Raw genomic sequence first — 22,916 nt, 5'->3', positions numbered from 1 at the left:
CCCCTCCACCCCCTCCCGCCCCACTACCCCGCCCCCCCCGGGCGCGGCGTCGAGGACGCGGGGCCGCCGCCCGGGGCCGCACACCGCGGCCTCCCGCGCGATCCGCCGCGACGCTCAGTCGAACGAGGCCGCGAACATACCGGCCTCGTAGGAGCCTCCGCGCTGGTGCACGATGACGGCGAGCCGGTTGGCCGCGTTGGTCAGTGCGACGAGAGCGACGAGCGCGGCGGTCTGGTCGTCGTCGTAGTGCCTGCGCACCTCGGCCCAGGTCCCGTCGGACACACCGTCGTGCGCGTCGGCGAGCCGCGTGCCCTCTTCCGCGAGTGCCAGCGCGGCCCGCTCGGCGTCGGTGAACACGGTGGACTCCCGCCAGGCGGCGACCAGATGGAGCCGCAGGGCGCTCTCGCCCGCCGCCGCGGCCTCCTTGGTGTGCATGTCGACGCACCAGCCGCAGCCGTTGATCTGGCTGACACGCAGCGAGACCAGCTCCTGCGTGGGCCCCGGCAGCGGCGAACCGCCGATCACCAGGCTCGCGTTGGCGAACCGTTTGGCGAACTTGGCGGCGATCTCGTTGTCGAACAGGTTGAATCGGGCGACCATGGCTTCGTCCTCACGTCTGGTGTGGCACTGGACTCCCACCAGATGCCGCCCAGCGGCTCCCTGTGACAGGCGCGGCCCTGTGACGTGCGCCACGGGCCGCGGGTGTCACAGACGCGCGGCGAGCGGCGTCTTGTGCACGTGACGGCGTCGGTAGCGAACAGGCGGGAGCAGCCGGTGGATGGCGAACACGGCGGGCGTACGGAGACAAGGGCCGGCGGGTGCGCCGGCGGCGCGGACCAGGACCCCGCGACCGAGGCGTTCGTCGCCCATCGCAACCTGCTGTTCACCGTCGCCTACGAGATGCTCGGCTCGGCCGCCGACGCGGAGGACGTCCTGCAGGAGACCTGGCTGCGGTGGGCGGGAGTGGATCTCGCCGCGGTACGGGACCGGCGCGCCTACCTGGTCCGGATCACCACGCGCCAGGCGCTGAGCCGGCTGCGTACGCTCGGGCGCCGCAAGGAGTCCTACGTCGGCACCTGGCTGCCGGAGCCGCTGCTCACCGCGCCCGACGTGGCCGACGACGCGGAGCTGGCCGACAGCGTCTCCATGGCGATGCTGCTGGTGCTCGAGACGCTCACACCGACCGAGCGCGCGGTGTTCGTGCTGCGCGAGGTGTTCGCCCTCGGGTACGCCGAGATCGCCGAGGCCGTCGGCAGGAACCCGGCGGCGGTCCGGCAGATCGCGCACCGGGCGGGCGTGCGCATCGCGGCGCGCCGCCCGCGCGCCTCGGTCTCCGCCGCGGAGTCCCGGGAAGCGTTCGACGCGTTCCGGCGAGCGGCGGAGACGGGCGATCTGCGGGGCCTGCTCGACGTCCTCGCGCCGGACGTCGTCTTCCTTGGCGACGGCGGTGGCGTCCGACAGGCCGTGCGACGGCCGGTGACCGGGGCGGACAAGGTGGCCCGCATGCTGATCGCCGGGATGGGCAGGGCCGCCGCGGCATCGCTGCGTACGGCCGAGGTCAACGCCCGTCCCGCGCTGGTGCTCCGCCTCGGCGGCGAGGTGGACACCGTCCTGGCGGTGGGCATCGAAGGGGGCCTCGTCACCGGGCTCTACGCCGTACGCAATCCCGCGAAGCTCTCGCACATGCGGCGGGAGACGCCCCTGCGCCGCTGAGGCCGGGCCCCGTCGGCACGGTCGGCCGCCGACGCCCCGGATCGGATCGGTACTCGCCTCCCCGGGCCCCTGATCAGCGGTGCAGGGACGCGACGAGGCGGCGCAGCGAGGCCTGGGCGGGCGGCCCCCAGGTGGCCTTGCCGCCGGGGCGGCCGTGGACGCCGGCGTCTCCGATGTGGATGCCGCCGAGGGCGCGCAGTACCGCCCAGCCGCGGGCACGGCGCAGGGTCGCGACGTCCGGGCTCGGGCGGTACGCCTCGTGGAAGCGGTCGGCGGCCCCGTCGGGCAGCAGAATCCAGGCGGCGGCGAGGTCGACGGCCGGGTCGCCAGCGCAGAGGTCGCCGAAGTCGATCACGCCGCAGAAAGTGCCGCTCGCGGTCAGGATGTTGGCCGGATGCAGGTCGCCGTGCAGCCAGAGCCTCGGGCCTGCCCAGTGCGGCGCGGCCACGGCGTCCTCCCAGACGGCGCGGACGGCGTCCGGGTCGCTGATCAGCCCCCGTTCGGCCGCCGAGGTGAGCCCCTGGGCGAAGCTCTCGGCGGCGTCGGACAGCGCGCCCACGCGGCCCCGGCAGTCGGGCACCCCGTCGGGGGCGGGCCGGTGGAGCGCGATCAGGAAGGCGGCCAGGGCGTCGGCCGCGTCCGCCCCGCGCGTGGCGGGGGCCCGGTCGGCGGGCTCGCCCGGCACCCAGGTGGTGACGAGCCAGGGCCGCGGAAACCGTGCGGAGGGCTCACCCAGGCGCTGCGGAACGGGAATCCGCAGCGGAAGGCGTGGGGCGAGGAGGGGCAGCCAGGTGTGTTCCTTGCGCAACAGCGCGTCCGCGGTCTCGGTCGCCCACGGCAACCGGACGGCGAGGTCGTCGCCGAGCCGCCACACCTGGTTGTCCCAGCCGAGCGCTCCGAGCTCCAGTGGGCGGTCCGCCAAGTCGGGGTACTGCTCGCGCAGCAGATCCCGGATCAGATCCTCTGTGATGTCCGTCTCGGAGACTGTCATGGGAAGCAACCGTACTGTGGGCAAAGGATGTTCGGACCGGCGTTCGGACCGAGCCCCGTTCCCAGGACGGAGGGCGGGCCGTCACTCTTGGGCGCTGGTCACACCGCCGAAGCGGGTGGTCATCATGGCTGTCCCGCAAGGATCGTCGGGATGCGGCGTCCGCCCGCTCTCCCTCGGGGGCCCGCCGGATCTCGCGTTCACTGCACCCCATGGGACGGCGCCGGCCGGGCCCGGTTCGCGGAGCTCTGCCCGCGCCTGGCAACAGCCGCCCGGTCGGCCCTCCGCTGTCCCAGCGCCGTTGTCACGGCCGGCTCATGACGGCTCCCGATCCACTGCGAGGGGCCGGGTCGTCTCGCGTGCCGCGGGCGGGCGTTGGGCCCGGGTTCCGGTGAGGATGGCGCGCAGCTCCGCCAGTGGGATCTTGGGGCTCCGGTCCGGTGTGAGCAGCCCGTTGGTCTCCTGGAGGGTGTCGGTGAACTGGGTGTAGCAGAACCCGGCCAGGCCGGAGTCCATGGCCGCGGCCACCAGGCCGGCCAGCCGCTCGGCGAAGTCCTCCTTCGTGGCGACCGTGTCGTAGCCGAACCACGTCTCGCCCTTGGCCGGTTCGAAGGTCGCGCCGCCGAACTCGCTGAGGACGACCGGCTGGCCCTCGTGCCGTGTGCCCGTGAGCGTCAGCCGTTTGGCGCCCGGCCACTGTTCCGCGATCTCGCCGTGCCGCAGGGAGGCGTGGCCGTAGCGCTCGCGCAGTGTCTGCGCGTGCTGGGTGTAGTCGTGTACGCCCCAGATGTCGGCGGCGGAGATCTCCCACCCGTCGTTGGAGACGGCCGGGCGCGACGGGTCCAGGGCCTTCGTCAGGTGGTAGAGCGCGTCCATGAAGTGCCGTTGCTCCGGGACGAGCGCGGGGTTCGGGACGGACCACGACTCGTTGACCGGGACCCAGGCCACGATCGAGGGGTGGCTGAGGTCGCGGGTGACGGCCTCGGTCCATTCGCTGACCACGCGCTCGACGGTCGGCGCGCCGAACGCGTAGGCGGACGGCATCTCCTCCCACAGCAGCAGTCCGAGCCGGTCGGCCCAGTAGAGGAAGCGCGGGTCCTCGATCTTCTGGTGGACGCGCAGCCCGTTGAGCCCGATGGTCCTGGCCATCTCGACGTCGCGGCGCAGCTCGTCGTCCGAGGCGGACAGGTGGGAGGCGGGCCAGTAGCCCTGCTGGAGTGCGAAACGCAGGAAGAGGGGCTTGTGGTTGAGCAGGAAGACACCGTTGTCCCAGCCGATGTCGCGCAGACCGAGGTACGAGGTGACGCGGTCGACGCTCGTTTCGTCCTCGGCGTCGCTCAACTCCACCGTCGCGTCGGCCAGATGGGGATGGTCGGGGCTCCAGAGCAGGCTGTCGAGTTCCTGTCCGTGGCGCAGCGCGGGCACCGCGATGTCGAAGACGGTCTCGTGCCCGTCGGTGAGCACGCGCTGCTCCGCGAGGACGCGTTCGCCGAGCACCAGGCGGACGGATGCCCGCAGGGGGCGCTTCGGCCACTGGTTCAGGCGCAGTTGGCAGCGCACGCGGGCATGGGCGACGTCCGGTGTCCAGTGCACCGCCGTCAGATGCGTGTCGGGGACGTCCTCGAGCCACACCGGCTGCCAGATCCCGGAGGTGCGGTGGTACCAGATGACATGGGGGGCGCGGCGCCAGTCCTGCTTGCCGCGGGGCTGCGCGGTGTCGCCCGGCTGGTCCTCCGCGCGGACGACGACGACCTGGGGCCCGTCCTGGTCGACCGCGTCGGTGAGATCACAGGTGAAGGGGGTGTGTCCGCCCTCGTGCCGGCCCACCGGGCGGCCGTTGACCCAGACTTCGGCCCGGTAGTCGACCGCGCCGAAGTGCAGCAGGAGGCGCCGTCCCTGCGCGGGTACGGCCGCCTCGACCGTACGCCGGTACCACACGACGGGGTGGAGGCCGGTGTCGTGGATGCCGGACGACGCGGACTCCGGCGGGTAGGGCACGGTGATGGTGGCGGTGAAGGGCCCGGTGGTTTCGGGGGCCATCCAGCGCTCGGAGCGGCCGCGGTCCGCGTCGTCGTGGGCGAACTGCCAGGGCCCGCTCAGGTCGTGCCAGTCGGGGTCCCTGACGAGTTGCGGCCTGGGGTGGCCCGCGGCGTCGAGGTGGGTGTGGTGCAGGGGCATGCGGGAACTCCGGTGGGGTCGTGCGCGGTGGCATGCGTGAGATCGGGCGGTCGGGGGTTCAGCCGGTCACGGGGTCGGAGTCCGGGCCGGAGCGCAGGTCCACGACCGTCGCGGCGAAGGCCAGCGGTCCCGGCAGCAACGGGATCAGCAGCGGGATCGACCAGGCGAGGAGCCCGGCCAGGACCACGCCGCCCGCGAGCAGGAGCGTGCCGCGCGGGTCGGCGGCCGAGCGCAGCAGTCCTTCCCGCGGGGACAGGCGGTGCGGGGCCGGGAGCGCGGTGGCCCGCAGTGCCACGACGGCGGCGCCCACGACGAGCAGGACGAGCGCGCAGGCCACGGCGTGCGCTCCCGGCAGGGCGTCTCCCAGCAGCCCGGAGTCGATCGAGAGGAGCACGACGACTGCGGGCGGCACAAGACCGCCGGCCAGCGACCGGGCGGACAGGTGGGCGCGCAGGTGCCCGAGATAGGTGGCGGCCTTGACCGGTGCTCCGTCGCCCGTGCTCGGCCGCAGTGTCGCCGACGCGGCGGCGAACGCGGCGGGAGCCGTGACGACCGGCAGGCACGCGGCGCTGGTGAGCAGGGAGACGAGGAGCATGTCGGCGAAGAGGCTGAAGCCGCTGCCGAAGAGTTCGCCGGGTTCCTTGGCCCCGCGGGGTGAGCGGGTGTGGGCCTGTGTCATGGGTCAGCCCTTCAGTCCTGAGGTGGCCATGCCTTGCACCAGGTAGCGCTGGAAGACGAAGAAGAACAGCACGATGGGCACCACGGAGATGACCGACATGGCGAACATGGGCCCGTACGCGGAGGTGCTCGACTGGTCGACGAAGCTGCGCAGGGCCAGGGTGATCGTGGACTTGTCCGGCGAGAACAGGTAGATCATCTGCGTGAAGAAGTCGTTCCACGTCCAGATGAACGTGAAGATGGCCGTGGTGATCAGGGCCGGCCGGCTCAGCGGCAGGGTGATGGCCCAGTAGGTGCGGAACGCGCCGCAGCCGTCGATGCGCGCCGCCTCCTCCAGTTCGCGCGGCAGCCCGCGCATGAACTGGACGATGAGGAAGACGAAGAACGCGTCCGTGGCGAGGAACTTGGGCAGGATCAGCGGCCAGAACGAGTCCACCATGCCCAGCTGGTTGAAGATGATGTACTGCGGGATCAGTACGACGTGCTGCGGCAGCATCAAGGTCGCCACCATGAAGGTGAACATGCCCTTGCGCATGCGGAACCGCAGCCGGGCGAAGGCGTACGCGGCCAGTGAGCACGACAGGACGTTGCCGACGACGGCGCCCAGCGCGATCACCAGGGTGTTGCCGAGCAGCCGGGTGACGGACACACCGGACACACCGTCGAGGGCGGTCGTGTAGTTCGACCACTCCAGGTGGCTGGGCCACAGGTTGAGGCTCGTCACCACCTCTTCGGCCGGTTTGAGCGAGGTGGCGAGCAGCCAGGCCAGGGGGTACAGCAGGACGAGCAGGCACACGAGGGCGATCGTGTGCGGCAGCCATCGCTTGGCGGTGGGGTTCATCATCCCTCCTCGTCGGCGTAGAAGACCCAGGACCTGGAGGTCCTGAAGAGGATCAGGGTGACGACACCGATGGCGATCAGCAGCAGCCAGGCCATCGCCGCCGCGTAGCCCATGTGCGAAGCGGTGAAGCCGCGTTCGTAGAGGTACAGCGTGTAGAAGTTCGTCGAGTCGGCGGGACCGCCGGTGCCGCCGCTGATCGCGAAGGCCGGGGTGAAGACCTGGAAGGACTGGATCATCTCCAGCACCAGGTTGAAGAACACGACCGGGGAGAGCATCGGCACGGTGACGGAGACGAACTGCCGCCAGCGGCCCGCGCCGTCCAGCGCCGCCGCCTCGTAGAGGTCGGGCGATATCTGCTGGAGCCCGGCCAGGAAGATCACCATGGGGGCGCCGAACTGCCACGCCGACAGCAGGACGACCACGAACACCGTCAGGTGCGGATTGCCCACCCAGCCGCCCATGTTGATGCCGACGGAGCTCAGGAGGTGCTGGACGGAGCCGCCGTCGTTGAACAGCGCGCGCCACACGAGGGCGATGGACATGCTCGCACCGAGCAGCGAGGGCGCGTAGAAGGCGGAGCGGTAGAAGGCCCGGCCGCGGCCGAGGTTCTTCAGGAGCATCGCGGCGCCGAGCGCGAGGCCCAGTTTGAGGGGCACCGCGACCACCACGTACAGCAGTGTGGTGCCGACGGAGCGCCAGTACCGGGGGTCCTGGGTCAGCATGTCGGTGTAGTTGCGCAGGCCCACCCAGTGCGGCGGGTCGAACAGGTTGTAGTCGGTGAACGACAGGTACAGCGACACGGCCATCGGCGCCAGGGTCAGCACGACCGCGCCGATCATCCACGGCGAGAGGAACACGTAGGCGGGCCACTGGCGTTCACGCCGGTCGCGGCGGCGCCCGGCCGGCGCCCCCGGTCGCGCCGCGCGGTCGGCGCGCACGGGCGCCCTGGTCGACACAGTGCTCATGACCGCAGCTCCCTGTTGGCCTCGTTGATGAGTTCGCGCGCCGACTGCCGGGGCGTGGCGAGCCCGTACATCACACGCTGGTACTCCCTGTTGAAAGCGGTCTCGATCGCCAGGTCGCCGCGCGGTGGCGCACTCGGCGGGTCGGAGACGCCGTACTTCCGCATCGTCTCCGCGTACTCGTAGATCTCCCGTTCAGGTCCCTTGAGGGTCCGCGCGACCCGGGTGGCGATCGCCTTGTTGGGCGGTGTGGACCGGGTGAAGCCGAGGATGTCGCCGGCCCGTTGGTCGTTGAGGAGGAAGTCGACCAGTTGGGCCGCTTCCTTCGGGTGTTCGGTGTGCGCCCCGACGCCCACGAGCATGGACGGCTTGAAGTACTGGCCCGCACGCCCGTCGGTGGTCGGGACCGGCGCGAAGTGGATGCCGTCGCCGAGCAGTTGCGGGTAGCCGGGGAAGGTCGCGTCCCAGGTGAAGTCGGCGGCGGAGAGCTTCCGGCCGATCGGGGAGGTCTCGGTGCTGATGGCCTGTGCCGTGTCCGACGCGGCGGCGACGGCGCCCTCCCTGCGGAGCCGGTCGAAGAACGTCCAGAACTCGGTGAGGTCGTCCTCGGAGAAGCCGAGCTTCGTCTGGCTCGCGTAGAGGCGTCCGCCGCGGCTGCGCAGCCAGTCCTCGAAGACGTCCTCGTTGGTTCCGCCGTCGTTGGCACCCGTGAAGTGGCGCCCGTCCGGGCCCCTGAGCCGGGCGGCGGCGATCTTCCGGTTGTTCCGCGCCCACTCCTCCCAGGTCCAGCCGGGCCGGGGCGTGGCGATGCCGAGCTTCTTGTAGAGCGCGGCGTCGTAGGCGTATCCGGTGATGCCGCGGCCCATGGGCAGGGCGTACTGCCTGCCGCCGAAGGTGCCGGTGCGCACCAGCGGCGCGTCCATCGTCGAGGTGCGGATCGTGCCGTCCTTGATGGCGTCGTCCAGGGGCATGATCGCCTCGCTGCCCGCGTACTGGGAGATCTGGCGGTAGTCGAGCTGGACCACGTCGGGCACGCCGCCGCCCGCGGCCTGGGTGGCCAGCTTCTGGAGGTACGAGCCGAAGTCGCCGTTCGACATCTGGACGGTGACGCCGGGGTGTTCCCTCTCGAAGATCCGCACGGCCTGTTCGGTGCGCGCGGCGCGGTCGTCGTTGCCCCACCAGGTGAAGGTGAGGGCGATGCCGCCTGCCGTCGTGCCGCTCGCGGTGGAGCAGCCGGAGAGTGTGGTGGTCAGGGCGGTGGTGAGACCGACCGCGGCCGAGGCCAGGACGGCCCGGCGGCGCAGGGGTCGGTGCCCGCCGCTTCGGGGCTCGGGCATGGGCGCCTCCGGAAGGACGTGGATGGGAGCGGGGAGAGGGAGTGGTGGGTGCGGCATGGGGTACGGGTCAGACCCCGGGCGCGGGTCAGATACCAGGGGCGCGGGTCAGATCCCCGGGTAGACGTCCAGCCGGCCGCACATGCCGAAGCGTCCGCGCGCGGTCGGTCCCGTGGCGGAAACCCCGGCCTCGGCCAGATGGCTCGCGTCCTTCCCCCGCAGGGCGTCGAGTTGGGCCCCGGTCGCGTGGGCGGCGGCGCGCGCGCCCGCGCGCCCGCGTTCCTCCCACGCGTCGAGGCGGGGGCGCACCAGGGCGGCGGCGGCTTCCTGGAAGGCCGCGAGCGGCCCCGGGTCGCCGCTCTCCGCCGCGTCCCGCAGCTCCAGGAAACGGCGGGTCGCCAGGTCCCGGCGGGCACGCGCGACCGTCACCTGCTCCTCCTCGGGAACGTCGGCGGGAATGCGTACCGCGTCCGCGTACGTCTCGGCGTCCTCCAGGAGGTCCTGGGGCAGGGTGAGCACCGCGTCGCCCGCCTCGGGCAGGCCGCTGTTCTGCATCACGACGGTGATCTCCAGGCCGCCGCCGTTGGTCAGGCGGTGGATCGTGCCCGGCGTGAACCAGGCCACCGTGCCCGGCTCCAGCGGTGTCTCCCGGTAGCCGGAGGTGGTGAGCGTCTGCACCGTGCCCCGGCCCGCCGTCACCACGTACCCCTCGGTGCAGGTGAGATGGACGTGCGGGGTGCCGCCGCCGGGCCGGCCGTCCACGGTCGGCCAGTCGTACACCCGCAGCCGGGAGACCCCGACCGCCCCGGGGAAGCCGTCGTAGCCCGCGCTCACCAGGACCGCCCCCGCAGGTGTGCGGTGACCCGTCCGCGGTCCCAGGCGCCGTCGGCGACGGTCACGCGGTAGCTGCGGGCCAGTGCCTCGCCGGGGGCGAGGACGAGTTCCTCGTAGAACGCCCAGGAGGGTGCGACGGCCGCGAACGGGTCGCTGCGCACGAACCAGTGCGCCGGGTGCGTCCCCCTGCCGCCCGTGTGGTCGTTGGACGGGGCGTGCTCGAAGATCATCGTGGCGTGGCCGTCGCGCCCGTCGTGCTCGCCGACGTACGCCAGCCAGTCGGCGCTCGACCCCATCAGGTCGCCGCCGTCGGCCTCCGCGGTGAAGACCTGTCCGTCGCGGAAGGCCCGCGGTCCGCGCCAGAACAGGCCGGTGTAGCCGGCGGCCGGCCTGCCGTGGGTCGTGGGGCTGCCGAAGCGCAGGGGTTCCGCACGCCGGTTGGTGACCGTCGATGTCCAGGTCAGCGACCAGCTCCCGGCCCCGGCGTCGACATCGGTCACCTCGACGCGCCGGTCCTCCTCGGCCCACAGCTCCCCGTCGTACGGGTGCCAGGTCAGGCGCTCGGCGATGACGGCGCTGTCGCCCGCGGCGGAGACCTCCTCGAAGGCGGTGTGCGCCATCGAGCCGATCCGCTCCGGCAGGGCGAGATACCCCTCGCCGTGCACGTACGTGTTGCCGCCCCACAGGTTCTGCCCCGACAGGTGGGAGGCGGTCAGCTGGAGGCCCTTGTGCCACCTGTGGTCGTTCGGCCGGTAGTCCGTGACGAGGGCGCCGGACAGGGTGCGGACCGGGTGCAGGTAGGGCTTGGGGGCCTCCCACGCGGCCTCGGGCCGGTAGACGTAGGCGAACAGTTCGGTGCCGCTCGCCTCGTGGGCCACGGTGATGCGGTCCCCGTGGGCGTGGGTCAGTGCCAGGGTCATGCGTGGTCCTCTTCCTTTTCCGTTTCCTCGTGGGAGCCGGCGTTCTCGGGAAACTCGGCCTTCTCGGGAGACTCGGCCGGCGCCCAGCCCGGGGCACCGCCGTGCAGCGCGGTGTAGTACGGGTCGCCGGGGCCGATGGCGCCCGCGCGGACGGTCGTGCCGGTGAACGCGGACTTGTACAGGGCGGTGATGAACTCCAGCGTCCGCCGGCCGCCCGCGCCGCTGGTGGCGTGGCGCCGTCCGGCCCTGATGTCCGCGACGAGGGCCCGGAGTTGGGCCAGGTGCGAGCTGGGCTCGTCCTCGCCGAACGCGCGCCAGAGGGCCGCGGTCTCCTCGGGGACGCCGGGGGCCGGGGTGATGCGCCAGTCCGCGTTGCGGTAGCCGTACAGGTGGGTCAGCTCGATGGTGGCGCGCTCGCAGTCGATGCGGATGCGGCTGACCTCGTCCGGGCTCAGCACGCTGTTGACCACCGTGCCGACGGCGCCGTTCGCGAAGCGGACCTGCGCGGTGGACACGTCCTCGGTCTCCACGTCGTGCACGAGGCGGGCCGCCATGCCGTGCACCTCGCTCCACGGGCCCATCAGGTCCAGCAGCAGGTCCGTCTGGTGGATGCCGTGTCCCATGGCGGGGCCGCCGCCCTCGGTCGCCCAGCGGCCCCGCCACGGCACGGCGTAGTAGGCGGTGTCCCGGTACCAGGTGGTCTGGCAGTGTGCCACCAGCGGCCGGCCGAACGCGCCGCCGTGCAGCAGGCGGCGCACGTGCCGGGCGCCCGAGCCGAAGCGGTGCTGGAAGACGATGGACGCGTAGGGGTCCCCGCCGCCGCCCTTCTCCGCGCCCTCGACCGCGTCGTAGTCGGCCAGCGAGGGACACGGCGGCTTCTCGCACCAGACCCAGGCCCCGGCGCGCAGCGCGGCCACGGACTGCTCCCGGTGCACGGCGGGCGGCGTGCACAACACCACCAGATCCGGGCGCACTTCGGCCAGCATGGCGTCAAGGTCCGTCGACGCGTGGGGGATCGCGAACTCGTCGGCGAACGCGCGCACGGCCCGGCCGTCCACGTCGACCGCGGCCACCACCTCGGCCCCGCCTTCCGCCGCCAGCGTCCGCAGGGCGGGGAGATGGCTGGAGCGGGCGATACCTCCCGTGCCGACCACGGCAGTGCGCAGTGGGGTGTTCGAACGATGCGGAGACATGCGGTCCCTCTCGTGAGACGGCCCGTCCGTGTCATGAGACAGACAGGGTGGGGTGCCGCAGGCGGCGGGAGGGCGTGCGGGAGGCGGCCGGGCCCCGGGAGAGCACCGGCCGTCGCCATCGCCGCGCCAGCAACCGCTTGCTAACGGTTCCAACGTTGTAACCGGCGTGTATCCAGGGGGTCAACCCCTTCGCGGAAAAGAGTGGGAACTCGTCGCGGGAGCTGACAGAAAGCGCTGACACATGCATAATCCGGGGAAAAGTCCAGTGAGGGGACCGTTCGGTGACAGCAGTGACACTCAAGGACGTGGCAGAGCGCGCGGGGGTGTCGATCAAGACGGTTTCCAACGTTGTACGCGACGCTCCGCGGGTGTCCCCCGCCACCCGGGAACGGGTGATGCGCGCCGTTCGGGAACTCGGCTACCGGCCCAACCCGTCGGCCCGCCGGCTGCGTACGGGGCGCAGCGGCCTGATCGCCCTCGCCGTCCCGGAGCTGACCACACCGTACTTCGCGGACCTCGCGCACCACGTGCGGACGGAGGCCACCGCGCTGGGCCTGACCGTCCTCATCGAGGAGACACTTGAGGACCCGGCGGAGGAGCTGCGCCTGGCCACCGGGGTCGGCGCGTCGCTGCTGGACGGCGTGATCCTCTCACCGCTGCATGTCACGACCGCCGAACTCGTCCCGGTCGCCCACGAGTTCCCCCTGGTGCTCCTCGGCGAACGCAGCTACGAACCCGCTCACGTGGTCGCCGACCACGTCCTCATCGACAACGTCGCCGCGGCGCGGGACGCCACCGCGCACCTGGCCGGGCTTGGCCGCACCAGGATCGCGGCCATCGGTGCGGACCGGAAGGCGTCGGCCACCAGCCGCCAGCGCCTGGAGGGGTTCCAGCGGGCGCTGCACGACGCGGGACTGCCCTTCGATCCCCGACTGGCGCCTCCCGTCAAGGACTTCGACCGGCGCAACGGGCTGCTGGCGATGCGCGCGCTCCTCGACCTGCCCGCCGACGCCCGGCCCGACGCCGTCTTCGCTTTCAGCGACATGCTGGCCGTCGGTGCCCAGCGGGCCGTGCACGAGGCGGGTCTGGACGTTCCCGGGGACATCGCCCTGGCCGGCGTGGACGGGTCGCAGGAGGCGCTCTACAGCACGCCGTCGCTCACGACCGTGGTCCCCGACCTGACCGCGGTCGCCTCCCTGGCCGTGAAGTGCCTTGCGGCCCGCATCCGTTCGGAGACCCGCCCGCCGTTCGAGGTGCACGTGGCCCCGCACTGGCTGGAGGAGCGCGAGTCGACGACCGGCAGGCGGGTACCCCTGGCCCCGTAAGGCGCCGGGGACGGCGGCGAGCGGCGGGCGTGGCGGTGCGGCGGCCGTTGCCGGCCTGCGGCTGCCGTGGTGATGGCCTGCGACGGGCACGACGGCACCCGGCAGCGGCCGGTGCGCTGCGGCGGGGCGTGGGCCAGCCGGGCCGCGATCGGCACCGTGCCGTGCCGCGCCAGGGGGGGTGGGCCCTTCAGGCCTGGCACACCGGGCACCAGACCGTCCGGCGCCCCGCGACCCGGTCCGAGCGCAGGCGTGTTCCGCACCGGGGACACCGCGGGTCGGCGTCGTCCCTGCGCCCGGTGAGCCAGCGGCGGCGCGGCGGTACGCGCCCATCGCGTACGGACGTGTCGAGAACCCGGCCCATCGACGCGTGGAGGTGGCGGAGCGCCGTGTCGTCCAGGTCGCGCGCGGGCGTCCGGGGATGGACGCGGGCGCGCCAGAGGATCTCGTCGCACAGCAGGTTGCCGAGACCGGCGATCACGGACTGGTCCATCAGGGCGCTCTTGACGGCGCCCCGCCTGCCTGCCAGCAGCGCCCGGAACCGCTCCCGGTCCAAGGTCAGGGCGTCGGGGCCGAGGCCGTCGAGAATCCGGGCGACACCGCTCTCGTCGGCCAACCGCATCCCCTGGAGCTTGCGCTGGTCGCGATAGCGCAGGTCCCGCGGGCCGTCGAGGACCAGCAGGACGCGGTCGTACGGCCCGACCGGCTCGTCAGGGGAACAGCAGTGGAACGACCCGGTCATACCGAAATGGCAGACGAGGGTGGTGTTCGCGCCCTCCACCGGCACGAAGAGCCACTTTCCGTGGCGCCAGGGCTCCCCCAGCCGCCGGCCCGCCAGTTCGCCGCGCAGCCGCCGGCCCGAGACGCCTCGCAGGACACCGGCGTCGCGGACCTCGACGTCCGAGACGCGGCGGTGCCGGGCACAGTCGGCCACCACTTCTCGGAAGCCCTCGACGTCGGAGAGTTCGGGCACGCTCGTCACCTCGGCTCTTCCTGCCGGCCGCTATCCCGGGCGCCCGCCGCGCCCCGGGAACGCCGGCCTCTCACAGGGCCCGTGGAACTCGCCGGCCGCTTCCGGCAGGGGCCCGGGGGCCGCGATGTGCGACGGGTACCCGTGGGAACCACGAACGAACGCGGGCCGCGACGATTCCGATCAGCGCTTCCTCACCCGTCCGGTCGCCGACCCGGCCGCCGCACGGACCGGTCGCGTGCTGCGGACCGCTCATGCGCTGCGGACCGCTCGTGTGCTGCGGACACCCCGGGCTCGCCCTCCCACGGCGCCGCACGGCTGCCCACAGCAGCCCACGCGGCCACACCCGTTCCATCCCGCCGCACGGCTTAGGTAAGGTTTACCTTATGATGAAATGGGTCGGCCGAATCATTCCCGCCGCCGCGGTGGCACTCTGCCTCACGGTGGCGGGCTGCTCCAGTGGCACACCGAGCTCCTCCCGGTCCGCGCCCTCCGACGCGGGGACATCCACGGGGGCACCGGCCTTCCCCGTCACCATCGGCTCGTCCGTCGGCGAAGCCACCATCCCCGCACGCCCGAAGCGGGTGGTGACCATCGGATGGGGCAGCCAGGACGCCGCGCTCGCGCTGGGTGTCGTCCCGGTCGGCATGCAGGACATGAGCGGGGACACCGCGGACAAGACCGGCATCCTGCCCTGGGACACCCCGAAACTGAAGGGCGCGAAGCCCGAACTGCTGAAGTACGTGACGGGCGAGGTGCCCTACGAGCGGATCGCGGCGCTCCACCCGGACCTGATCCTCGCGGTCGACTCCGGGCTCACCAAAGAACAGCACGAACAGCTCAGCCGTCTCGCCCCGACGGTCGGCTTTCCCGGCAAGCCGTGGCTGACCTCGTGGCAGGACCAACTGAGGCTGGTGGGCAAGGCGCTGGGCAAGTCCGCGCAGGCCGCCGCGCTGGAGAGGTCGACGGCCAAGCTGATCTCGGACGCGAAGGCCCGGCACCCGGAGTTCGCCGGCAAGACCATCGCCTTCGGGTCCGGCACCACCGCGGGCAGCTACAACCTCTACCTGTCCTCGGACTCCCGGGTCCAGCTCCTGCACGAGTTGGGCTTCACCGTCTCGCCGAGCCTGCCGTCCAAGGCATCCTCGTTCGCCGAACAGCTCAGCCTGGAGAACCTCGACTCCGTCGACTCGGACGTCCTGGTCTCGTGGTATCTGGCGGAGCCGGTACGGAAAAAGCTGGAGAGCAACCCCCTGTTCCAGCGGATGCCCGCGGTCGAGCACCACGGGTACGTGCCCCTCACCGACCCCGTGATGGTGTACGCGACGAGTGCGGTGTCGGTGCTCAGCCTGCCGTGGATGCTCGACCGGTACGTGCCGCTGCTGAGCGCCGCCGCCCGGGGCAAGGCACCGTGAACAGGCCGGACCGCCCGCAGCGGCAGCGGCCAGGCACCCCGCCGACCGGCCCCGCGGGTCCCTCGCCCGCCGACGAACCGCCCCCGCTGGACAGGCCGTTGGCCGGCCTTGTCAGCAACCTGGCCGACGGCACAAGGATCATCGGGTGGTCGGAGGGCGTACACCTCCGCGCGGAGTACCTCGTCGCGCGCAACGCCGTCGTCCGGCACCTCGTCGAGCGGCACGGCCTCAGAGCCGTGGCCGCCGAGACGAACTTCGCCCTGTCCCGTCCCGCGGACGCCTACATCCGCGGGGCGGGGCCACGCGAGCCGTCCCCCGCGGCGGTGCGCGGCGTATGGTCCTGGGCCGGCTCGGCGGAGCTGTCCGACAACAGCTCACTGCTGCGATGGCTGCGCCGGCACAACGCACGGCTCCCTGCGGCTGACCAAGTGCGCTTCTACGGCCTTGAGATGTACGGCACCACCGCGGAGAACCCGGACGGCGTACCGGAGGACGGCACACTGGACGAAGCCGACCTCCGGCACGCCGGGAGTCTGCACCGGAGCCTTGTGGAGCATCGCGCGGCGGGCGGGGACCACCGCGACCTGGCGGTGCGCGACGCCGCCCAGTACCGCACCCTGCGAGAGATCGCGCGGCGGCACCCGCACGGCCCGGTCCTCGTCTTCGAGCAGGTGGAACACCTCGACAGACGGGTCGGCGGCTCACTCGGCGAACACCTCGCCCGGGGCCGCCTCGGCCCCTTCCGGGCGGTCGGCGCCGTGTGGCGCGAAGGGGACCCGTCGGTCGCCTATCCGCTCGGCCGCTACCGGGAACTGAGCGCGCGTCTGGGGCAGTGGACCGCGCACGGGGACCACGGCCTGCTCGCCGGACCCGCGGCGACGTGGGTGCTCGACCTGCTTCCCTGGCGGACGGCCTCGGGCCCGGCGCCCGCCGGAACCGCCGGGCCTCCGCCGCGGGACACACCGGGCGGCACGGAGTCCGAGGAGGGGGACGCCCCGCTCGCCGACGCCGCGAGCGCCTTCGACGCCGTCCTGTACGCGCCCGTTCTGACGCCCGCGCGACAGGAGACGGCGCCGCCCCGCGCCGCGAAGACCTGGCCCGGGGCGCCGTGCGCGCTCGCCACGGCGCCGGGGCGTACGGCGGCCGGGTCAGTTGCCGCCGAGCGTGACGGTCCAGGAGGTGGGCGCGCCGTCCTGGATGTGGCCGTCGACCGGAGCGGCGCCGGTGGGGCCGACGTCGTCGTACGGGAACGCGTAGCCGATGTTCGCGTGCTGGTGGACCAGCCGGGAGTAGTGGTTGGTCACGGCGTCGGTGTAGTAGCCGTCGGGCTTGACGCCGTCGGGCTGGTTGTCGCCGCCGGAGACCAGCAGGCTGCTGCGGTTGATGGCGGCGGCGAGGCGGGCGGCCACGGCTCCGCGCGCGTCCGCGCCCGAGTTGTACAGGGGGCCGCTCGCGCAGCCGAAGATGTCGACGGCGCTCGGCTTGGTGAAGGGGACCCCGTTGGTGTTCAGGCCGTCGAAGGTCAGCACGTCGCCCGACACCTGGCCGGTGAAACTGCCGATGCTCCCCTGCCCGTTCACGGTCAGCGGCTGCGACTGGTAGTGGCTCCACACCGAGTCGAGGTAGGAGTCCCAGTAGCCGCCGAAGTCGACCGGCGAGTGGGAGGGCGCGAGGACGCGCAGGGTGGCGCCGGAGGAGTCGGTGGCGACGAGCTGGTCCCAGGGGGCGCCGTCCGACCCGTGCTGGTCCTTCAGACCGGAGGCGATGGCGTCGAGGGCGCCGGCCGGCAGCGGGCTCACCGACTGCGCGCCGGCGCTTCCGGTGCTCGCCATCGACACCGGCAGGCCGACCATGTCGACATAGCTGATGTTCGCGTACAGGTTGGCGCTGTTGTACGTGAACTCGCAGAACGTCCAGTTCGTCGACCAGTTGGGGTCGGACGCGACGAGCGCGGGCTGGACGAGGCCGGGAACACCACCGTCGCCGCCGGGCGGATTGACGAAGAACTGCAGCTTCTGGCCGATGGAGAACCAGACGCGACCGCCGATGACGTAGTCGCCGAGCGTCAGTTGGGTGGCCGCGGAGCCGGAGGCGCCCAGCGGGATCGCGTAGTCCGGGGCGGGGGTCAGGACGGACGACGGGCTGGGCAGCCGCTGGAAGGCGCCGCTCGCGTCGACGAATCCCGGCCAGTTGGACGAGTCCGAGCCGGTGACGTACGCGTAGACGGTCCCGCTGCCCGAGTTGTTGCGCAGCGAGAGCGGCAGGGAGGGGGACGCGGCCCAGGCACTCTGCGCGAAGGTGCGTGAGGCGAGGGGCGAACCGAGCGCGGCGGCGACTCCGGTCGCGGCGGCGGTGGTGAGGAAAGAGCGTCGGGAGAACAACGTGTTCCTCCTCTGAGGGGTGGGGGAAAAGCGCCGCACGGTCGTGGGGGTGTGCGGAAGCCCCGCCCACTATTGGTCTAGGCCTTGCCTGGCGTCAAGGGATGGGCGGAAGTGATCGCCGGGCGCCGGGCAGAGCGGCCCCACCGGGCAGCGTGGAAACGGCGTCCGGCCCGCGGGTTTCCGCTTCCCTCCGCGTTCTTCCGGGAGGGAAGCGAGAACCCGCGGGAGGCCTCACGAGGCGCCGTCCGGGGCACCGGGACCTGCTGGCGTGCCGCCGCGGGCGGGGGGGGGTCGTCGGCGTTCCCCGGTGCCCAGGCGGCGGCACGCGGATCTGTGGCCCGCGCCGCGAGAAGGCCCACGCCGCGACGAAGTGCGCGGCGGTGATCGTCAGGGCGTGTGCGCCGGGCTGTCGGTCGGCTTGCCCTCGACGAGTCCGGCCCGGGCCGCGACGACCCCGGCCTGGAAACGGCTGGAGGCGCCCAACTCGTCCATGATGTGGGAGATATGGCGACGGCACGTCCTCGAACCCACACCGATGCGGCGGGCGACGACCTCGTCCTTCAGCCCCTGCGCCATCAGGTTCATGATGCCCGCGTTGAGATCGCTCAGTGTCTCGCCGTAGGACACGCCATCGGTGTCGGCGTCGAAATCCATGCCCGCCTGCCAGGCGAACTCGTACAGGCGGTGCAGCATCGAGATGATCATGGGCTCGTAGATGGCGATGATGCTGGGCAGATCCGCGTCCGAGGACTGGTGGGAGACGAACGCCACCTCATTGCCCACGAGGACGAGGTTGTCGAAGATGTGGTTGGTCGTACGGACCCGGGCGCCCGAATCGGCCATCTGGCGCAGGTGGACCCTGGTGGACGCCCTGGCCCGGGCCGAGTGCGGACACAGCAGGCGGACCGGCACCCCGCTCGACGTCTTCGGCAGCTCTCGCGGCGGGAAACTCTGGCACGGCCCGCCGTCGAACAACTGCATGGCCAGGACCTCCGAGGTGCAGTTGAGCAGGAAGTCGGCCAGGTGCATCGAGGCCTGCTGCGGATCGAGCAGCGAGACCACCTTGTCGTTGTGCTGACGTGACCGGCGCAGGGTGCTGAAAATCCCCGAAAGGGTGTGCAACTTCTGGTGGATGCCGGCGAGTTCCTGCCGCTTGTCGTTGATCGCCTGTTGCAGGGGAATGATCAGTTCGTTCTGCGCGGCCTCGGGGCAGACGGCCATGAATCTGTCGAACGCCTCGGCGTGCCGGAGCAGCCGCACCTCGCACAACAGGGCGATCGCCCGCGTCACGTCCTCCACGGGCGCCCGCAGTGCGGTCGCCACCTGGGACGAGGTGGTCGGCTCGTTCGTCAGGACGTATTCGTAGACCCGGACGACGAGTTCGTCGTCCACTTCAGGGGCGAAGTGATGGAACGGGAGCGGCCCGGCCGTCTCCGACATGTCTTCGAGAGCGGTGTCCTGCCTCATGCCCAACACCGTCCGGGAACCTCACTCGTACATATCCCCTTCTTGATCTGCCTGATCTCCTGCGCACGTACTACGGCTGAGGCTCGATTCGGATTGTTCGGTTTCACCGTGACATTGCCCATGGGAGGTGTGCTGCCTCTCTTTGAGATAGTCAGCGAGCGTACGGACGGCGTGCGGCTGTGGCCTGGCGACGAGGGGGCGCGGGGCCCGAAGTCCCCTGACGGCCGCTCACGGACCGCATCCTCCCTCGGGGGCGAACCGGCTGATACATGGCATCGGTCGGTGCGCGTGTCGTCGGCCGTCTCGCGCACGCTCCCCCGAAGTGCGGGGGCCGCGCGCGAGGGCCCCGGGCAGGGCTGCCTCGGTGGTGGCGAGGCGGCCGGTCGCCCGGGGTGGTCTCGAAGGGACGGGGCATCACAGGGGGACCGTGTCGCCGGGCACCGCGAAGGAGCGCCCGTCCGGCATCGCCACCGAAGCTGTTCCCCCGGACACGAACGGACATGACGCTCCCTCGACAGTGGCACCGCGACGCTCTCGGTCCCGGGGCTTCGGGCCGCGGCCCCGGATCAGGGCTCCGCCTCCCGGTCCGGCCGGTGCCGGACCGGGAGGACCGGGAACGCGCCGCGACCGCGGTCAGTCGGTCGTCTGGGCCTGCCGCTGCGGCTCCGGGGCGGGGGCGGCCGTCTCCGCCGGCTTCGACTTCACCAGCCACAGACCGGTGAAGACAGCGGTGACCCAGGAGGCGACACCGGCGACGATGAAGGCGGTGTCGAGGCCGGATTCGAAGGACGCGCCACTGGACTGCCTGGTCAGGACGATGGCACCGAGGACGGCCACACCGAGCACCGCGCCGATCTGCCGTGCGGTGCTGCTGATGCCGGACGCGAGACCGCCCTCCTGGGGGCTGACCGATTGGATGGCGGCGCCGGTCAGCGGCGACATGGCCAGCGCGAAGCCCGCGCCGGTGATCGCCAGCCGCCACCACACGTTCCAGTACGAGGTGTCCGCGTGTACGAAGCCCAGCGTCAGCAGCCCGAGTCCGGCGGCCGCCAAGCCTGCGGTGACCACGGACCGGAAGCCGTACTTCGCCGCGAGCCTGCCCGCGTACGGGCTGACCATCGCCATGCCGAGCGAGATGGGCAGGGTCTCGAGGCCGGCGTCCAGGATCGAGCTGCCCTGCACGGTGACGAAGAACTGCGAGAAGAAGAACACCGAACCCATCAGCGCGAAACCGACCATGACCATGGCGGTGTTGGACACCGTGAACAACGGGTTCCGGAACAGCCGCAGTGGCAGCATGGGCTTGGAGTTGCGCCCCTCGACGGCGACGAACGCGGCGAGGATCACCACCGCCGCGACGAAGCTGCCGATGATGGCGGGCGAGGTCCAGCCCTTGGAACCGCCCTCGATCAGCCCGTAGGTGAGCGCCCCGACGCCCAGGATGGACAGGATGGTCCCCGGGACGTCGATGGCCGGCGCGTGGGGATTGCGGGACTCCCTCAAAGTGGGCAGCGCGGCCAGCACCAGGGCCACTCCGATGGGCGCGTTGACCAGGAAGATGGCGCGCCAGTCGAAGGCGGTCACCAGGATGCCGCCGGCCAGCGGGCCCGCCGCCAGGCCGATCCCGCTGATTCCGGCCCACATGCCGATCGCCTTGACCCGTTCCCGTGGTACGGGGTAGGCGGCGGCGAGCAGGGCGAGCGAGCCGGGGCTCAGCGCTGCCGCGCCGATGCCCTGGAGCACCCGTCCGGTGATCAGCCAGCTCAGTGAGGGGGCCAGCGCGCACATCACCGAGGCGAGGGTGAACACCACCGCACCGGAGAGGTACACGCGCTTGCGGCCGAAGCGGTCGGCGAAGACACCGCCGGTCAGCAACAGCATGGCGACCAGCAGGACGTATGCGTCGACGATCCACTGCAGACCCGACAATTCGGTGTGCAAGCGTTTCTGCATATCGGGGAGAGCCGCACCGACGATTGTACTGTCGAGCAGCACCATGAACTGCCCTGCGCAGGTCATGGCGAGCACTACTGCGCGGTTTGATCGAACTTCCGCGGACACAGGCGAACCTCTTTACCACTACCGGTCTCGATGAATCTCGCGATGCGCGAGGAATGACGTTACAGCACTAGCGATGTGACAGCGCCAGTTCCATACGCGGGCCAAAACCCCGGTGTGATACCAGCAGTTCTCCCACCAGCTCCGCGAGATAAACAGCCTGATCCGGATTCAGGCGGGGATCGCAGGCGCTGGTGTAATTCTGAGCAAGATACAGGTCGTCCATGCCCGTGGTGACGCATTCACTGACCTCGTCACCGCTGAGTTCCAGGTGTATTCCCCCGGGAATGACGCCCGTATCGTTGCAGGCTTCGAAGAAGGCCGTTGTCTCTTCCTCGATCTCGGCGACCAGACGCGTTTTCACTCCGCCCGGGCTGACGACCGTGTTGCCGTGCATCGGGTCGCAGAGAACCCGGTCCGCCCACCCCTCCGCCACGATCCGGCTCAACATGGCGTAGATGAGGTCGTAGGCCCGGCGCCGGCCCATCCGGAAGATGAAGGCCAGCCGGCCGGGCTCGTTGCCCGGGTTGAGCAGGGCGTGCAGATTTATCAGCGCCGTCGGGGTGGCGCCCGGTCCGATCTTCACCGCGATCGGATTGGCTATCTCGGCGGCGAAGTCGATGTGGGGCCCGGTCGGTGAGCGCGTGCGCTCGCCGATCCAGAGCAGGTGTGCCGAGTGGTCGAGGGGCCGGCCGCCGTCCGCGCTGCGACGGGTCTGCGGCCGCTCGTAGTCGAGCAGCAGCGCCTCGTGCGAGGTGAAGACGTCCGATCTCCTCAGATAGGAGAGCGTCTTTCTGGACTGTTCGTGGGCACGGACCAGATTCCGGGGATCGGGCGTCCGGCGGTCCACCGAGAAGTCCGCGCCATTGACGGCGTCGCCGAAATAGGACGGCAGGGAAAGGCCCCCACGACGCTCCACGGGCGCGGAACGCGGCTTCGCGTACTGGCCGGCGATGCGCCCGACCGTCACCACGGAGCGACCGGATCTCATCTCGATCGCGTCGGACATGGCGCGGAGCAGGGACACGCGTCGTGCCACGGAACGCCTCGTGTTGTCGCGGAAGGTCTCGGCGCAGTCACCCGCGTGCAGCAGGAACGCCGGTTCCGCGAGCCTGGCTCTCAACCGGTGAATGCCGGAGGCCGACACCAGGGGCGCTGCCCTGGCCAGTGCGCTGCGGGCTCGGCCCACGTCGGACCCCACGGGCCAATCGGGCTGATGGTCGCGCTTGTGCGTGGCTGATAACTCGACAAAGTCCATGAGAGAAACCCCCGATAAACAGACACCAGCGCAGCGTGCTGCTACGGTTTGCTTTGCGTCGGCTCCGCGGCACTGAAGCCAAGTACCGTATCGAGCAGGCCCGGGAAGCGGTCCCCCAATTCCTCGGTGCGCAGCCAGATCCGTCGATATCGGCCATCGACCGCCATCCTGATCACACCTGTCTCGCGCAGAATGCGCCAGTGGTTGGTCAGCGTCGACTTCGGTACGTCCAGTCCCTCAACCGCGCACGTCAGCCCGGGGTTCGCGAAGGCCCGGCGCACGAGTTCCAGGCGCACCGGGTCACCGAGCGCGTTCAGCACCGAAGCAAGCGTCAGCGACTCGGGGGCAGGCTCGGGCAGCGGTTGCATGGTGAGTACGGTAGCACACAGTACGAGAGTTCGGGA

General features: G+C 71.6%; 20 protein-coding genes and 1 pseudogene. 4 read left to right on the top strand and 17 right to left on the bottom strand.

Annotation, left to right across the window (positions count from 1 at the left end):
- Positions 1-114: 114 nt before the first annotated feature.
- Positions 115-600, bottom strand: coding sequence for a carboxymuconolactone decarboxylase family protein (locus LCE31_RS17260; RefSeq protein WP_225015173.1), 486 nt, complete (start codon positions 598-600; stop codon positions 115-117).
- Positions 601-774: 174 nt separating this feature from the next.
- Here LCE31_RS17260 and LCE31_RS17255 point away from each other — a divergent pair, with 174 nt between their 5' ends.
- Complete coding sequence (locus LCE31_RS17255) at positions 775-1,713, top strand: RNA polymerase sigma-70 factor (protein ID WP_225015172.1); 939 nt, start codon at positions 775-777, stop codon at positions 1,711-1,713.
- A 73-nt stretch (positions 1,714-1,786) separates the two neighbouring features.
- Here the strand turns inward: LCE31_RS17255 and LCE31_RS17250 are convergent, their stop codons facing one another.
- The 9 genes from LCE31_RS17250 to LCE31_RS17210 form a co-directional block, all read right to left on the bottom strand.
- The gene (locus tag LCE31_RS17250; RefSeq protein ID WP_225015171.1) at positions 1,787-2,704 is read right to left on the bottom strand and encodes a phosphotransferase; all 918 of its coding nucleotides are present in this window, start codon (positions 2,702-2,704) and stop codon (positions 1,787-1,789) included.
- A 312-nt stretch (positions 2,705-3,016) separates the two neighbouring features.
- Entirely contained in the window at positions 3,017-4,879 is a 1,863-nt protein-coding gene (locus tag LCE31_RS17245; protein WP_225015170.1) for a sugar-binding domain-containing protein, read from the bottom strand.
- Between the two features lie 58 nt (positions 4,880-4,937).
- On the bottom strand, positions 4,938-5,558 hold the full coding sequence (locus LCE31_RS17240) for a hypothetical protein (RefSeq protein ID WP_225015169.1): 621 nt from the start codon (positions 5,556-5,558) through the stop codon (positions 4,938-4,940).
- 3 nt (positions 5,559-5,561) lie between these two features.
- Complete coding sequence (locus tag LCE31_RS17235; RefSeq protein ID WP_225015174.1) at positions 5,562-6,398, bottom strand: carbohydrate ABC transporter permease; 837 nt, start codon at positions 6,396-6,398, stop codon at positions 5,562-5,564.
- Positions 6,398-7,363: a carbohydrate ABC transporter permease gene (locus LCE31_RS17230; protein WP_225015168.1), complete on the bottom strand. Its 966-nt coding sequence runs from the start codon at positions 7,361-7,363 to the stop codon at positions 6,398-6,400. The genes LCE31_RS17235 and LCE31_RS17230 overlap by 1 nt, the downstream gene beginning before the upstream one ends.
- Positions 7,360-8,697, bottom strand: coding sequence for an ABC transporter substrate-binding protein (locus LCE31_RS17225; RefSeq protein WP_225015167.1), 1,338 nt, complete (start codon positions 8,695-8,697; stop codon positions 7,360-7,362). Before LCE31_RS17225 ends, LCE31_RS17230 begins: the two co-directional genes overlap by 4 nt.
- 105 nt (positions 8,698-8,802) lie before the next feature.
- Positions 8,803-9,528 (bottom strand): cupin domain-containing protein, encoded by a 726-nt coding sequence (locus tag LCE31_RS17220; RefSeq protein ID WP_225015166.1) that lies wholly within the window; start codon positions 9,526-9,528, stop codon positions 8,803-8,805.
- Positions 9,525-10,448 carry a PmoA family protein gene (locus LCE31_RS17215; RefSeq protein WP_225015165.1) on the bottom strand — a complete coding sequence of 308 codons (924 nt, stop codon included), beginning with the start codon at positions 10,446-10,448 and terminating at the stop codon, positions 9,525-9,527. Before LCE31_RS17215 ends, LCE31_RS17220 begins: the two co-directional genes overlap by 4 nt.
- Complete coding sequence (locus LCE31_RS17210; protein WP_225015164.1) at positions 10,445-11,641, bottom strand: Gfo/Idh/MocA family protein; 1,197 nt, start codon at positions 11,639-11,641, stop codon at positions 10,445-10,447. The genes LCE31_RS17215 and LCE31_RS17210 overlap by 4 nt, the downstream gene beginning before the upstream one ends.
- Before the next feature lie 281 nt (positions 11,642-11,922).
- Here LCE31_RS17210 and LCE31_RS17205 point away from each other — a divergent pair, with 281 nt between their 5' ends.
- Entirely contained in the window at positions 11,923-12,966 is a 1,044-nt protein-coding gene (locus tag LCE31_RS17205; protein ID WP_225015163.1) for a LacI family DNA-binding transcriptional regulator, read from the top strand.
- A 187-nt stretch (positions 12,967-13,153) separates the two neighbouring features.
- Here LCE31_RS17205 and LCE31_RS17200 read toward each other — a convergent pair whose 3' ends face one another.
- Positions 13,154-13,936 carry an Fpg/Nei family DNA glycosylase gene (locus tag LCE31_RS17200; protein ID WP_225015162.1) on the bottom strand — a complete coding sequence of 261 codons (783 nt, stop codon included), beginning with the start codon at positions 13,934-13,936 and terminating at the stop codon, positions 13,154-13,156.
- Positions 13,937-14,319: 383 nt separating this feature from the next.
- On the opposite strand from LCE31_RS17200, the gene LCE31_RS17195 reads away from it, so the two are divergent.
- A complete protein-coding gene (locus LCE31_RS17195) occupies positions 14,320-15,348 on the top strand; it encodes an iron-siderophore ABC transporter substrate-binding protein (RefSeq protein ID WP_225015161.1) in 1,029 nt (342 codons plus the stop codon).
- A pseudogene (locus tag LCE31_RS41240) lies at positions 15,288-15,746 on the top strand (hypothetical protein); the annotation flags it as partial. The gene LCE31_RS17195 and the pseudogene LCE31_RS41240, both read left to right, overlap by 61 nt.
- On the opposite strand, the gene LCE31_RS17185 reads toward LCE31_RS41240, so the two are convergent.
- The 6 genes from LCE31_RS17185 to LCE31_RS17160 form a co-directional block, all read right to left on the bottom strand.
- On the bottom strand, positions 15,723-16,028 hold the full coding sequence (locus LCE31_RS17185; RefSeq protein WP_225015160.1) for a hypothetical protein: 306 nt from the start codon (positions 16,026-16,028) through the stop codon (positions 15,723-15,725). The pseudogene LCE31_RS41240 and the gene LCE31_RS17185 overlap by 24 nt on opposite strands.
- 468 nt (positions 16,029-16,496) lie before the next feature.
- Positions 16,497-17,729 (bottom strand): beta-1,3-glucanase family protein, encoded by a 1,233-nt coding sequence (locus LCE31_RS17180; RefSeq protein ID WP_225015159.1) that lies wholly within the window; start codon positions 17,727-17,729, stop codon positions 16,497-16,499.
- Positions 17,730-18,116: 387 nt separating this feature from the next.
- On the bottom strand, positions 18,117-19,196 hold the full coding sequence (locus tag LCE31_RS17175) for a LuxR C-terminal-related transcriptional regulator (protein WP_225015158.1): 1,080 nt from the start codon (positions 19,194-19,196) through the stop codon (positions 18,117-18,119).
- Between the two features lie 633 nt (positions 19,197-19,829).
- Entirely contained in the window at positions 19,830-21,215 is a 1,386-nt protein-coding gene (locus LCE31_RS17170) for an MFS transporter (protein ID WP_225015157.1), read from the bottom strand.
- Between the two features lie 109 nt (positions 21,216-21,324).
- Positions 21,325-22,512, bottom strand: coding sequence for a 3-deoxy-7-phosphoheptulonate synthase (locus LCE31_RS17165; RefSeq protein WP_225015156.1), 1,188 nt, complete (start codon positions 22,510-22,512; stop codon positions 21,325-21,327).
- 41 nt (positions 22,513-22,553) lie between these two features.
- On the bottom strand, positions 22,554-22,880 hold the full coding sequence (locus LCE31_RS17160) for an ArsR/SmtB family transcription factor (protein WP_225015155.1): 327 nt from the start codon (positions 22,878-22,880) through the stop codon (positions 22,554-22,556).
- Between the last annotated feature and the right edge of the window lie 36 nt (positions 22,881-22,916).

Source organism: Streptomyces sp. 8L, from assembly GCF_020176795.1.
Taxonomy (GTDB): Bacteria; Actinomycetota; Actinomycetes; order Streptomycetales; family Streptomycetaceae; genus Streptomyces.
This window is presented reverse-complemented; position numbering and strand designations above follow the sequence as displayed.